Source organism: Dechloromonas denitrificans, from assembly GCF_020510685.1.
GTDB classification, from domain to species: domain Bacteria; phylum Pseudomonadota; class Gammaproteobacteria; order Burkholderiales; family Rhodocyclaceae; genus Azonexus; species Azonexus denitrificans_A.
Window position 1 is genome coordinate 2784440 of the sequence record NZ_CP075185.1, and the last position, 12871, is coordinate 2797310.

Genomic DNA, 12871 nt, shown 5'->3' on the forward strand with positions numbered 1-12871 from the left:
CAAAGGCCAAGCGACTCGCTTGGCCTTGTCGTTACTGGTAGCGCAGCGCTTCGATCGGGTCGAGCTGCGCCGCCTTGCGGGCCGGATACCAGCCGAAGAAAATGCCGACGGCGGCGGCCACGGCAAAGGCAATGAGGGCGGCGCTGCCGGAAATGACGACGACCATGCCGGTGGCCAGATTGATCCCCAGCGCAATGGCCAGGCCGAGGACCAGCCCGAGCAGGCAGCCGGCGAAGGAGATCATCACCGCTTCGAGCAGGAACTGCGTCAGGATGTCTTTCTGGCGGGCGCCGATGGCCATCCGGATGCCGATTTCGCGGGTCCGTTCGGTGACCGACACCAGCATGATGTTCATGATGCCGATGCCGCCAACGAGTAGTGAAATGGAGGCGATGGCGCCGAGCAGGATGGACATCGTGCGCGTCGTTTCCGCCTCGGATTCGGCGGCGGCCGACAGGTTGCGCATGAAGAAATCGTCGGGCGAGCCGTCGCGCAGGCGGTGGCGCTGGCGCAGCAAGGCGGTCATGCCGGCTTCGACCTTGGGCATGGCCTCGGCCGATTCGGCCTGGACCATGATCATCCGCACCGAGCCCAGGAAAGGCGTGCCGAAAACCTTGCGCTGGGCGGTACTGAGCGGAATGATCACGGTATCGTCCTGGTCGCGGCCGTCGAGGTTCTGGCCCTTGCTGCCGAGCACGCCGATCACCGTGAACGGGTTCTGCTGAATGCGCATGGTCTTGCCGACCGGGTCCTCGTCGCCGAACAGGTTTTGCGCCACGGTCTTGCCGATCAGCGCGACGCGCGTCGACGAGCGCACGTCGGAATCGCCGAAGGCAGCGCCATTGACCACGTTCCAGGCCCGCGCATCGAGGTAGGGCGGCGTCGTGCCGACCACCTGGGTACTCCAGTTCTGCGAACCGTAAACCAGTTGCCGCGAACCCTGATGGGTCGGCGCGACATTGGCGACGCCGTCGAGTTCGGCGATCGCCTCGGCGTCGCCGACGTTGAGCGTAGGCCCGCCGGCCGAACCGCTGCGCACGCCGGCCGTGGTGAAGGAACCGGAAAGCACGATGTAGAGATTGGAACCCATGGTGCTGATCGTCTGCTGCACCGCATACTGGGCGCCCTGCCCGATGGCCAGCATGATGACCACGGCGCCGACGCCGATCACCATGCCAAGCATGGTCAGCGCCGTACGCAGGCGGTTGGCGCCCATCGCCAGCCAGGCTTCGCTGAGCATGGCCTTCAGCATGCGGCATGCTCCGTCAGGTGATCGCTGACGATTTCGCCGTCGAGAAACTTGACCTGCCGCTTGGCATGCGCTGCGACGTCCGGTTCGTGGGTGACCAGCACGATGGTGATGCCTTCGCCGTTCAATTCGCCGAACAGCCGCATGATTTCCTCGCTGGTGTGACTGTCGAGATTACCGGTCGGCTCGTCGGCGAGAATCAGGCGCGGCTTGTTGACCAACGCCCGGGCAATCGCCACGCGCTGCTGCTGGCCGCCGGAAATGCGGTTGGGCAACGATTCGGCATATTTGCCGAGGCCGACCTTGTCGAGCAATTCGCGCGCCGCGGCGCGCCGGCTGTCCTTATCGGCACCGGCATAAACCAGCGGCAAGGCGACGTTGTCCTGCAGGCTCATCCGCGGCAGCAGGTTGAAGCCCTGGAAGACGAAGCCGAGCGTCCGGTTGCGCAGGATGGCCAGCGCATCGTTGTCCATCTGGGCGACGTTCTGCCCGGCCAGGAAATAATCGCCGACGGTCGGCGTATCGAGACAGCCGAGCAGGTTCATGAAAGTCGATTTGCCGGAGCCGGACGGCCCCATGATGGCGATGTATTCACCGGGATGAATTTCCAGATTGACGCCGCGCAGCGCCGGGAACAAGCCGGCGGCGGTTTCGTAGGACTTGCCCAGGCCGACGACCCGGATGACCGGTTCAGCCATCAGAACATCCGCATGCCGACGCTGGAGGGCGGCTTGATACCGTTGGTGTTTTCACCGGTGACCACGCGATCGCCGGCCTTCAGGTCGCCGCCGACGATTTCCGTATTGCGGTTGTCGGTAATGCCGAGCTGGACGCTGACCGGCTTGATTTCGCCGCCGGCCAGCACGTAGACCGTACCGCTCTGGCCATCGCGCTTCTTGCCCTTCTTGTCGCCCGGCCCCTTGGCCCCGCCGCCATCGGCGCCCGCCCCCATGCCCGGCCCGGGCGCGGTCGGTTTCTGGCCATTTTCCGGTTTCTTCTCGGCAGCCTCGGCCGGCTTGAAGCGCAAGGCCGCATTCGGCACGAGCAGCGCCTCCTGGCGCTTCTGCACGCCGATATTGACGTAGGCGGTCATGCCAGGGAGCAGCACCAGTTCCGGGTTGGCGACATTGATGCGGACGTTGTAGGTGACGACATTCTGCTGATTGGTCGGATTCAGGCGAATCTGCTGCACATCGCCGACAAAGTTGCGGCTCGGGAAGGCATCGACGGTAAAACGCGCCTTCTGGCCTTCGCGGATCAGGCCGATATCGGCTTCGGCAAAACTGGTGTCGATGCGCATTTCGGACAGATCCTGGGCGATCTTGATCAGCGTCGGCGTCTGGAAGCTGGCCGCCACGGTCTGACCGAGATCGACGACGCGGTCGATCACCACGCCGTCAACCGGCGAGCGGATCACCGTGAAATTCAGGTTGGCCTGGTCGCGCTCGTTCTGGGCGCGTGCCAGCGCCAGTTGGGCGTTGGCCGATTTGAGGGCTTGCCGGGACTGGTCGTACTCCTGCTTCGAAACATACTCCTGGGCGAACAGTTGCTTGATGCGCGCCTCGTTGGCCTGGGCCAGTTCGAGGGCGGCCTGGGCGTTGGCGACACTCGCCGCGCTCTGCCGCTCGGCGGCCGAGACCAGCGCATCGTCGAGCTCGAGCAAGGCCTGGCCCTTTTTGACCGGGTCGTTGAAATCGACGTACAGCTTCTTGACGGTGCCGGAGACCTGCGTCCCGACGCTGACCAGGACCACCGGATTGAGCGTGCCGTTGGCCGAAACCGTCTGCGTCACCTCGCCTTTTTCGACGCTGGTCAGCTTGTAGCGCTGTTCCGGATCCTGCGCCGCGCGTTGCCTGGCATACCAGATGCCGCCGCCGATCAGGCCGGCGGCGACCGTGACGCCGATGAGGATGGTGCTGATGCGTTTCATGGTCTTCCTTCCGCTGCCGCTTGCAGCAGCGTGTAATCAAGAGCGCCCATGGCCTGGGCCAGGGTGGCGCGAAATACGTTCCAGTCGAGTCCGGCCTGGATGCGCTGCAGGCGGGCGCTGGCCAGCGCGCTCTGCGCCGTCAGCAGTTCGAGCACGGTCCCGACCCCGGCCTTGTAGCGGCCGAGCGCCACCCGCTCCGACTGCTCGGCACTGGCCACCAGATCGGCCGTCGTCTTCAGGCTTTGCGTCGCGGTGGTCAGACTCTGGTAGGCACGCCAGACATCGAGGGCGATTTGCTTGTTCAGACGGTCGCGCTGCGCCGCCTTGACTTCGGCCTGGGCGGCCGCCGAGCGCACGCGGTAGGTCGTTTCAAAACCGGAGAAGATCGGCACGCTAAGCGTCAGGCCGACGGTCTGGGCATTCGTCCTCACCCCGCCGACCTCCTGCCAGGTCGGCCCGGCCGACAGGCTGACGGTCGGCCGCCCCTGGGCGCGGGCCAGATCGACGCCGGCCTCGGCGGCCTTGAGCTGCGCCTCGGCCGCCTGCAGATCCGGGCGACGGGCCCGGGCATCGGCGATCAGCGCGTCGATATCCTTCTGGAACGCACCATCCGGCATCGCCGCCGGAATGTCGGCCAGGACAATCCGCTGCTGGGCGTCGAAGCCCATGGCGTTGGCCAGGGTGCCCAGCGCATTCCTCGCCTCGCCCTCGGCCTTGATGCGGTTCAGCGTCGCCTGCGACAAGGCGGTCTGCGCCTGCAGACGGTCGGCTGGCGTGCCGACGCCGACGTTGTAGCGCGCATCGGCCGCGGCGAAGCTTTCGCGGGCAGCCCGTTCGGCCTCGGTCGCCGAGAGCACCGCGGCACGCGTCGCCTGGGCGCTGTAATAGCCTTGCAGGGCAGCCAGGAACAGCGCCTGGACCGTGGCGTTCTGGGTCGACGCCGCCGCACTGAGCAGTTGCCGGGCGTTCTCGATATTGGCCGAACGCTGGCCGAAATCGTAGAGCAGCCAGGACAGGGTCAGCGCCGCACTATTCTGGTTATAGTTGCGCGCTTCCGAGTAGGTCCGCCCACCGCTCGCCCGGCCATCCAGGTCGGGCAGCCAGGCCGACTGCGCGACCCCGACCAGCGCCGCCTGGACGCGCGCCGCCGCCCATACTTCGCGGGTCTGCGGGTTGTTGCACAGCGTCAGATCGACGGCCTCGATGGCCGTCAGCGGCGCATCTGGAATATCGGTGGTACAGGGCGCTTCGCCGACGCGGGCGGCGAGTTGCGGCGACGGCTTGAGCGGCGCCATGCTTTCGGTCGCGAAGGGGTCGCCGAGCCCGGCAGCCATGGCCGGAAGGCTCAGGCAGCACAGCAAGGCAAGTAATCGGGTCGGGGGATTCGGCATGGCCGCTAGTTTAGCCGGAGCGGCCACAGACTGCCTGTTAGCAATTGTTACAAAAACAGCCTTTGCGCCAGCGCGCCCGGCTCAAGTAGCAGCGCGCCCCGTTGCGATTTCCGGTCAGGCGCTCAGGCCGTGACCCGGTCCAGCAATACTGCAAGTTGGGGATAGTAGCCGAGCCGGCTCAGCTCGATTCGCCGGCCGATCTGGATCGAATCGGCGATTTCGCGGGCTGCTGCCGAGTGTTCGAGCAAATCGGGAAAGGCTTTGTCGGCATCGACCATCGCGAAGATCTTGATCAGAACATCGCCGCAGGCCTGGTAAAAGCCGGGATCCAGCCGACAGTACTGGCCGCCGAAATCGCAGGCATCGAGATAGGCGGCCGAGCGGGCGGCGGTTGTCTCAAGAGCCAGCAGCGAGGACTTGTTGAAGCGAGACATGGTAGCGCTCCTTTCAGAAGCACAGGGTCATTCAGTGCTTCCCACGCTAAAGCAAGCCCCGCTGGCTGTCAGCCAACTATTTCACGAAACGCTGAAAACTATCGCCAGGTGCCTCGCCGCCGGTTCACAGTAAAATTTATCCGATCCGTTCTCGCCTTTTCCGCGAGTAACCGCCCAGGCAAAAAGGTAGAACAATGACGCGCTCGCATCGATGGCTCCGATTGAAGATATTGATTCGCGCCGAATTGCTTCATCTGACGACCATCAATGCCAGCGACCGGCGCTGGCAGATGCCGTTCGCCGCCGCCCTGGCCTCCGGCTTGCCGCTGCTGGTCGGCGCCTATTTCGAGCACATGGATTACGGCCTGATCTCGTCGCTCGGCGGCCTGGTATTCCTCTACCTGCCGGAGACACCGCTGCATCACCGGATGGTGTCCTTGATGGTCTGCGCCTTCGCGATGATCGCCAGCTACGCGCTGGGTGTGATGAGTCATCTCTTTCCGCCGGCCATGATGCTGGTCCTGACCTTTACCGCCATCCTGGTGACGATGGTCTGCCGCTTTTACAACCTCGGGCCGCCGGGCAGCTTTTTCTTCATCATGGCTGCGGCGATCGGCGCCAATGCGCCGGGCGACGTGCTGCAAATACCGCTCAAGGTCGGCCTGCTGACCATGGGCTGCCTGCTGGCCTGCCTGATCGCCTTTTTCTACAGCGTGTACATGTTGCGCTCGCAGCCTGCCAAGCCGGTTACCCCGTTGCCGCCGCCGACCTTCGATTTCGTCGTTTTCGATTCGATCGTGATCGGCAGCTTCGTCGGCATCTCGCTGGCCCTGGCCCAGGCGCTGCAACTGACTCAGGCCTACTGGGTGACGATCAGCTGCCTGGCCGTGATCCAGGGCATGTCCTTGCGGGCGGTGTGGAACAAGCAGTTGCAGCGGTTGATCGGCACCGGCGTCGGTCTGTTGCTGTCCTGGGGATTGCTGATGCTGCCGCTCGACAATTGGCGCATATCGCTGGTCATGATCGCCCTCGCCTTCGTGATCGAAATGCTGGTCGTCCGGCATTACGCACTGGCCGCCATCTTCATCACGCCGATGACCATCCTGCTGGTCGAAGCCACTACCCTCGTCCAAAGCTCGCCATCGGCACTGATCGAGGCGCGCTTTCTCGATACCATCCTCGGTTGCCTGGTTGGCCTGGTCGGCGGCATCTGCCTGCACAGCCCGCGTTTTCGCCAGTTGGTCGGCCGCCAGATTCGCCGCCTGGCGCCGGCCCGGCAAGCCGACTAACGCAGTCCAGCGCCCGCCGTGCAGCCGCCGCCGCGCCTCCATCCCGACATCCTCAAGCTCGGCTTGGTGAGCTTTCTCACCGACCTCAGTTCGGAAATGATCTTTTCGGTATTCGCGCTCTTCTTCACCACCGTGGCCGGCGCCTCCAGCGCGCTGCTCGGACTGATCGAGGGGCTCGCCGACTTTTCGGCTTCGTCTCTCAACTACCTGGCCGGCTGGCTGTCTGACCGCAGCGGCCGGCGCAAATGGTTCGCCACCGCCGGTTACGGCTTTTCGACGCTGGCCAAGCTGATCCTGCTGCTCTCCTCCTCGCTCGTCGGGCTCAGCATCTTTCGCGTCATCGAGCGCCTGGGCAAGGGTTTTCGCGGACCGCCGCGCGATGCCTGGCTGCCATCGATCGCCGCCCAGGGTTCGCGTAGCTATGCCTTCGGCGTGCACAAGGCCCTCGACAAATCGGGCGCCGTGCTCGGGCCGCTGATCGCCTATGCGCTGCTGGCCTGGCTCGGCGAATCGGCGAGCACCTATGCCACGCTCTTCATGGTGGCCTTTGTCCCGGCGGTCGTCAGCGTACTGGTGCTGACGCGCATCCCCGATCAACCCGGCCAGGCCCATCGGCGCGAAAGCGTGCGCCGCAACTGGCAACAGCTCAGCCCCGCCTTCAAGCGCTTTCTCTGGCCGGCCGGCGTCTTCGCCCTGGCCTATTTCAGCCTCGGCTTCATTCTGCTCAAGGCCCATGCCGTCGGCTTCAGCGTCACCGAAATCGTCCTGCTCTACGCCCTGTTCAACACCACCTGCGTGCTCGCCGCGCCGCTCGTCGGCCGGCTCGGCGACCGCCTCGGGCGCAGCCGCATCGTGCTGCTCGGCTATGCTGTCTACGCTGTGATCAACCTGTGGCTGATGGTCGCCGCCAGCCGCTGGGAAATCGTCGGCGCGCTGGCCATTTACGGACTGTTCTATGCGATCGAGGAATCGCAGAGCAAGGCTTTCATTGCCGACCTCGAACCCGAGCGACGCGCCACGGCAATCGGCGTCTACAACTTCACTACCGGCCTGCTCTATCTGCCGGCCTCGCTGCTCGCCGGCGCCTTGTGGGCGGTCGCGCCGAGCCTGGCGTTTGCCGTGGCGGCAGGGCTGGCGCTGGCAGCCGGCGTGGTTTTTACCGTGCTCCGCCCGGCCGCCGCCATTCAGCGCTGAGTTTCGGCCGGCGCACTGTCATCAAGCCGGAACTGCCGGGCACGCTGCCCGGCCTGCCTGACCAGGGCGGCCAGACGCTCGGCCGACAGGCCCAGTTCCTCGGCGGCGATGTCGCCGACCGGCGCGATGCACGCCGCGGCGGCCCGCGCATCGAGAAACAGCGCGCGATGGCGCCGGGCCAGGATATCTTCGATGGTCCGCGCGCCTTCGTGGCGCAGCGCGAAACGGACCATCGCCTCGGTCAGCGTCAGGTCGGGATGGAGCAGCCGGTCGTGCCCGGGCAAGGCGGCGAGCAGCGGAGCATCGGTGCCATATGGCCCGCTCGCCTGGCCATTCCAGCCATGCAGTTTGAGCCTCGCGGTGGTGCACGGCACGGCCGGCAACTGGCCGACCGCGGCCGCCCGGTCGACGACCTGTTCGGCCATCAGCCGGTAGGTCGTCCATTTGCCGCCGGCCACCGTCACCAGCCCGCCGGCGCTGACCAGCACGGCATGTTCGCGCGACAGCGCCGCGGTGCCGCCCTTGCCTGCGTCGTCCGGATGCAGCAGCGGGCGCAGGCCGGCGAAGGCGCTGCGGATATCGGCCCGCTGCGGCGCCTGGGCCAGCACCCCGGCCGCCGTCTGCAGCAGGAAATCGACTTCCCCGGCAAAAGGCTGCGGGTCGTCCGGCAGATCGTCGCGTTCGGTATCGGTCGTGCCGAGCAGCACCTTGCCCTGCCAGGGAATGGCGAACATCACCCGGCCGTCGGCCGTTTCCGGGATGAGCAGCGCCGTTTCGCCAGGCAGGAAAGCCGCATCGAGTACCAGATGGATGCCCTGGCTGGGCGTCAGCACCGGCGACGCGGCCGGCGCCTCGAAACGGCGCACGGCATCGACGTACACGCCGGTGGCGTTGATCACCACCTTGGCCGACAGTTCGAAACGCTCACCGTTTTCGCCATCTTCGGCGACCACGCCGCAGACCTTGCCGCCGGCGCTGAGCAAGCCGCTGACCGCCAGATAGTTCAGGCAGCTCGCCCCGAGATCGCCGGCGGTGCGCAGCAGCGCGATGGCCAGCCGGGCATCGTCGAACTGGCCGTCCCAATACTGCACGCCGCCGCTCAGACCGAGCGGACTCAGGCCGGGCAATGCGGCGAGCGTCTGGCGTCGGTCGAGCAGCCGCGACGGCGCCAGATTGCTCGACCCGGCCAGCAGGTCGTAGAGCTTCAGCCCGCTGCCGTAATACAGGCGCTGCCAGGCGCTCCGAGCGGGAATGACGAAAGGCAGCGGATGCACCAGATGACCGGCGTTGGCGAGCAGGCGGCGGCGTTCGATCAGAGCATGACGGACGAGGCCCAGATCGCCCTGGCGCAAATAGCGCACGCCGCCGTGGATCAGTTTGGTGCTGCGCGACGAAGTGCCCGAGGCGTAATCGCCGCGCTCCAGCAGCAGGGTCGAATAGCCGCGCGCCGCGGCATCCACCGCCGCCCCGAGGCCGCTCGCCCCACCACCGATGATCAGCACGTCCCAGCGCTGCCCGGCGCGCAGCGTGGCGAGTTGTTCGGCGCGGCTTGGCGTATTGGCCATCAGTCGGCCTCCGCCCAGTGCAGGGCACGCTGCACGGCACGCTGCCAGCCGCCCAGTGCGTCGGAGCGCCAGTCGGCCGAACGGCCCGGCTCGAAGCGGCGATCGACCTGCCACAGCGCGCTCAGTTCGGCTTCATCCTGCCAGAAGCCGACCGCGAGACCGGCCAGATAGGCGGCACCAAGCGCCGTCGTCTCGGTAATCTGCGGGCGAACCACCGGCACGCCGAGCAGATCGGACTGGAACTGCAGCAGCAGGTTGTTTGCCGCCGCCCCGCCATCGACGCGCAGTTCGGCCAGCCGATGTCCGGCATCCTGCTCCATGGCGAGCAGCACCTCGGCACTCTGGAAAGCGATCGCCTCCAGCGCGGCGCGGGCGATCTGCGGGCGACCGCTGCCCCGGCTCAGACCGAGCAAGGCACCGCGGGCGTAAGGGTCCCAATAGGGCGCACCGAGGCCGGTGTGGGCCGGCACCAGATAGACCCCGCCGCTATCCGGCACTGAAGCGGCCAGCGTTTCGACCTCGGCACTGCTGGCGATCATGCCGAGACCGTCGCGCAGCCACTGGATCAGCGCGCCGCCCATGAACACGCTGCCTTCGAGCAGATAAGTCGTTTGCCCGGCGTAGCGCCAACCGATGGTACTCAACAACCGGTGCCGCGACGGCTGCGCCTGCCGGCCGGCATTCATCAGCACGAAACAGCCGGTGCCGTAGGTATTCTTGGCCATGCCCGGACGCAGGCAGACCTGGCCGAAAGTCGCCGCCTGCTGGTCGCCGGCCAGCGCGGCCAGCGGAATGGCGGCGCCCAGCCAGCCGGCATCGATCGACTCGACCACGCCGCTGCTGTCCACCACCCGCGGCAGCAGCGCGGCGGGAATGGCGAGCCGGGCGAGCAGCTCGGCATCCCAGCATTGACGATGGATATCGAACAGCAGGGTGCGCGAGGCATTCGACGGGTCGGTGACATGGGCTCGCCCGCCGGTCAGTTTCCAGGCCAGCCAGCTATCGACGGTACCGAAGGCCAGCTCGCCTTTTTCGGCCCGCCCGCGGGCACCGGGAATGTGGTCGAGCAGCCAGGCCAGCTTGGTGCCGGAAAAATACGGGTCGAGACGCAGCCCGGTGCGCCGGGCGAACAGGTCTTCAGCGCCGGCTTCAGCCAGCGCCGCGCACGGCCCGGCCGTCCGCCGGTCCTGCCAGACGATCGCCGGAGCGAGCGGTACGCCGCTCCGGCGATCCCACAGCACCGTCGTCTCGCGTTGATTGGCAATGCCGAGCGCGGCAATCTGCCCGGCGCCGATGCCGTTGTCGCGCAGCACGGCGCGCGCCACGGCGAGCTGGCTTTGCCAGATTTCCCCGGCATCCTGCTCGACCCAGCCGGGCTGCGGGTAGGACTGGGCGAAGGGCTGCTGGCTGACGGCGCACAGCCGCCCCGCCCGATCGAACAGGATGGCGCGCGAACTGGTCGTTCCCTGGTCGAGGGCGAGCACGTACTGCTTATCTGTCGCGGCAATGGCGGGCATGACGAATCTCCCCAACGGCCGCCGGATAACGGGCCGGACGGCCCGTTGCCAAGGTTTCGGCGGCTCCTTGCCCATTGTGCGTCAGCCGGCAAAATTGCGCGAGCCGGCCTTGGTGCGAGCGCCGCCTGACGGTATGCTTTGCGGCCGTCGAGCAAAGGAGAGAAGCGCGGTGCATTCGAGTTTCCGGTCCGGCGCCCGCGAGGGCTTTATCGTATTCCTGCCGCTCTCGGTCGGCCTCGTGCCGTGGGCGCTGGTTGTCGGCATGGCGATGGTCAGTGCCGGATTCACGCCGCTCCAGGCGATGGGCATGAACGTCATCGTCTTCGCCGGCACCGCCCAGCTCGGCACGCTGCCGCTGATTGCCGCCGGAACACCGCTGTGGCTGATCGTCACCACGGCGCTCGCCCTCAACCTGCGCTTCGTCATTTTCAGCGCCGCCCTCGCCCCGGGCTTTCGCGGCGTCGGTACGCCGGGCCGCTGGCTGGCCGGCCACCTGCTGACCGACGGCGTCTTCGCCACTTGCCTCGACAAGATGCTGCAGAACGACGACCCGCGCTGGCGCCTCGGCTATTACCTCGCCCCGGCCATCTGGTCGTGGCTGCTCTGGCAAACCTTCGCGCTGCTCGGCATCCATGCCGCCGGCGTCATCCCCAAGGCGTGGTCGCTGGAATTCATGGCGACCATTGCCCTGATCGTGCTGCTTGTGCCGATGGCCCGCATCCGCCCGATGCTGGTCGCCGCGCTGGTCGGCGGGGCGAGCGCGACGCTGCTGCGCAACATGCCGCTGCGCCTCGGCGTCGTGGTCGGCATCATCGCCGGCATCGCCGCCGGTTTTGCCGCCGAACACTGGGAACACCGGAGATCGCCGCGATGAATTACGACGCTTCGCTGTGGCTCATTTTCATTCTGATCGGCCTCGCCACCACCCTGCCGCGCGCCATCTTCATCGTCCTCGGCAACCGCGTCGCCCTGCCCTCGGTCGTCCAGCGCGCCCTGCGCTATGCGCCGGCCGCCGCACTGGCGGCGATCGTCGTGCCGGATGTGCTGGTCGTCGGCGGCACGCTCGAAGTGTTCAATCCGAAACTCGCCGCGGCCGCTGCCGCCATCGCCGCGACCGCCCTGTGGCGCAATCCGTGGTTGCCCTTCATCGTCGGCATGGGGGTGTTGCTCGGCTTGCGACAAATGATCGGCGGCTAGGCCAAAACGCCTATTCGGCACGGCACGGCGGGCAGCATTACGGTAAAATCGCGGGCTATGCTCTATCCACTCATCCGCAAATTCTTCTTCGCGCTCGACGCCGAAACCGCCCACGGTATCGGCATGAGCGGCGTCGCCTTCCTGAACGCGAGCGGCCTGGCCGGCTTGCTGGCCAAACCGGTGGCCCCCTGCCCGGTCGACGTCATGGGCATCCGCTTCCCCAATCCGGTCGGCCTCGCCGCCGGCCTGGACAAGAACGGCGACTATATCGACGGCCTGGCCGGCCTCGGTTTCGGCTTCCTCGAAATCGGCACGATCACGCCGCGCCCGCAGGACGGCAACCCGAAGCCGCGCCTGTTCCGTATCCCGGAAGCACAGGGCATCATCAACCGGATGGGGTTCAACAACGCCGGCGTCGACAAGCTGCTCGAGAACGTCCGGGCGGCTGATTTCCCGAAAAAGGGCGGCGTCCTCGGCATCAACATCGGCAAGAACGCGACGACGCCGATCGACAAGGCGGCCGACGATTACCTGATCTGCCTGGAAAAGGTTTACAACGACGCCAGCTACGTCGCCGTCAATATTTCCTCGCCGAACACCAAGAACCTGCGCGAACTGCAGAAGGACGAGGCGCTCGACGACCTGCTCGCCCAGCTCAAGGCGAAACAGGAACAACTGGCCGACAAGCACGGCAAGTACGTGCCGATGGCGCTGAAGATCGCTCCCGACCTCGACGACGCGCAAATCACCGCGATCGCCGATGCGCTGCGTCGCCACCGCATCGATGGCGTGATCGCCACCAACACCACGCTGTCGCGCGACGGTGTCGAGAACCTGCCGAACGGCAATGAAACGGGCGGCCTGTCGGGTGCCCCGGTCTTCGGCAAATCGACGGCGGTGCTGAAAAAGCTCTCGGCGGCGCTGGCCGGCGAACTGCCGATCATCGGTGTCGGCGGCATCATGGGCGGCGAAGATGCGGCCGAAAAGATCAAGGCCGGGGCCAGCCTGGTCCAGTTCTACAGCGGCTTCATCTACCGCGGCCCGGATCTGGTCAGCGAAGTGGCGGAAACCTTGGCTAACGTCATGCGGAAATCCATATAAGTCC

General features: G+C 66.5%; 12 protein-coding genes. 5 read left to right on the plus strand and 7 right to left on the minus strand.

The genetic code is table 11. The annotated features are described in order from the left end of the window. Positions 1 to 31: 31 nt before the first annotated feature. From KI611_RS13325 to KI611_RS13345, 5 genes are all read right to left on the minus strand, one after another. Positions 32 to 1252, minus strand: coding sequence for an ABC transporter permease (locus tag KI611_RS13325; protein WP_226416142.1), 1221 nt, complete (start codon positions 1250 to 1252; stop codon positions 32 to 34). After that, positions 1246 to 1947, minus strand: a complete 702-nt coding sequence (locus KI611_RS13330) for an ABC transporter ATP-binding protein (protein WP_226416143.1) — start codon at positions 1945 to 1947, stop codon at positions 1246 to 1248. Before KI611_RS13330 ends, KI611_RS13325 begins: the two co-directional genes overlap by 7 nt. After that, positions 1947 to 3179 carry an efflux RND transporter periplasmic adaptor subunit gene (locus KI611_RS13335; RefSeq protein ID WP_226416144.1) on the minus strand — a complete coding sequence of 411 codons (1233 nt, stop codon included), beginning with the start codon at positions 3177 to 3179 and terminating at the stop codon, positions 1947 to 1949. Before KI611_RS13335 ends, KI611_RS13330 begins: the two co-directional genes overlap by 1 nt. Further along, entirely contained in the window at positions 3176 to 4513 is a 1338-nt protein-coding gene (locus KI611_RS13340; RefSeq protein WP_226416145.1) for a TolC family protein, read from the minus strand. The genes KI611_RS13335 and KI611_RS13340 overlap by 4 nt, the downstream gene beginning before the upstream one ends. Before the next feature lie 179 nt (positions 4514 to 4692). Then, positions 4693 to 5004, minus strand: coding sequence for a hypothetical protein (locus tag KI611_RS13345; protein WP_226416146.1), 312 nt, complete (start codon positions 5002 to 5004; stop codon positions 4693 to 4695). Between the two features lie 194 nt (positions 5005 to 5198). Between KI611_RS13345 and KI611_RS13350 the strand changes: the two genes are divergently transcribed. Together KI611_RS13350 and KI611_RS13355 are read left to right on the plus strand one after the other, a co-directional pair. Then, positions 5199 to 6293 (plus strand): FUSC family protein, encoded by a 1095-nt coding sequence (locus tag KI611_RS13350; protein ID WP_226416147.1) that lies wholly within the window; start codon positions 5199 to 5201, stop codon positions 6291 to 6293. Positions 6294 to 6311: 18 nt separating this feature from the next. Next, the gene (locus KI611_RS13355) at positions 6312 to 7487 is read left to right on the plus strand and encodes an MFS transporter (protein ID WP_226416148.1); all 1176 of its coding nucleotides are present in this window, start codon (positions 6312 to 6314) and stop codon (positions 7485 to 7487) included. On the opposite strand, the gene KI611_RS13360 is transcribed toward KI611_RS13355, so the two are convergent. Together KI611_RS13360 and glpK are read right to left on the minus strand one after the other, a co-directional pair. After that, positions 7478 to 9052 (minus strand): glycerol-3-phosphate dehydrogenase/oxidase, encoded by a 1575-nt coding sequence (locus KI611_RS13360; RefSeq protein WP_226416149.1) that lies wholly within the window; start codon positions 9050 to 9052, stop codon positions 7478 to 7480. The two genes, KI611_RS13355 and KI611_RS13360, sit on opposite strands and share 10 nt — an antisense overlap. Further along, positions 9052 to 10569 carry a glycerol kinase GlpK gene (gene glpK, locus KI611_RS13365; protein WP_226416150.1) on the minus strand — a complete coding sequence of 506 codons (1518 nt, stop codon included), beginning with the start codon at positions 10567 to 10569 and terminating at the stop codon, positions 9052 to 9054. The genes KI611_RS13360 and glpK overlap by 1 nt, the downstream gene beginning before the upstream one ends. Before the next feature lie 169 nt (positions 10570 to 10738). Between glpK and KI611_RS13370 the strand changes: the two genes are divergently transcribed. Genes KI611_RS13370 through KI611_RS13380 form a run of 3 tightly spaced genes read left to right on the plus strand, consistent with a single transcriptional unit; the run spans position 10739 to position 12867 of the window. Beyond that, positions 10739 to 11443 carry an AzlC family ABC transporter permease gene (locus tag KI611_RS13370; protein WP_226416151.1) on the plus strand — a complete coding sequence of 235 codons (705 nt, stop codon included), beginning with the start codon at positions 10739 to 10741 and terminating at the stop codon, positions 11441 to 11443. After that, positions 11440 to 11766 carry an AzlD domain-containing protein gene (locus KI611_RS13375; RefSeq protein ID WP_226416152.1) on the plus strand — a complete coding sequence of 109 codons (327 nt, stop codon included), beginning with the start codon at positions 11440 to 11442 and terminating at the stop codon, positions 11764 to 11766. The genes KI611_RS13370 and KI611_RS13375 overlap by 4 nt, the downstream gene beginning before the upstream one ends. Before the next feature lie 57 nt (positions 11767 to 11823). Continuing rightward, complete coding sequence (locus KI611_RS13380) at positions 11824 to 12867, plus strand: quinone-dependent dihydroorotate dehydrogenase (protein WP_226416153.1); 1044 nt, start codon at positions 11824 to 11826, stop codon at positions 12865 to 12867. Positions 12868 to 12871 lie beyond the last annotated feature (4 nt).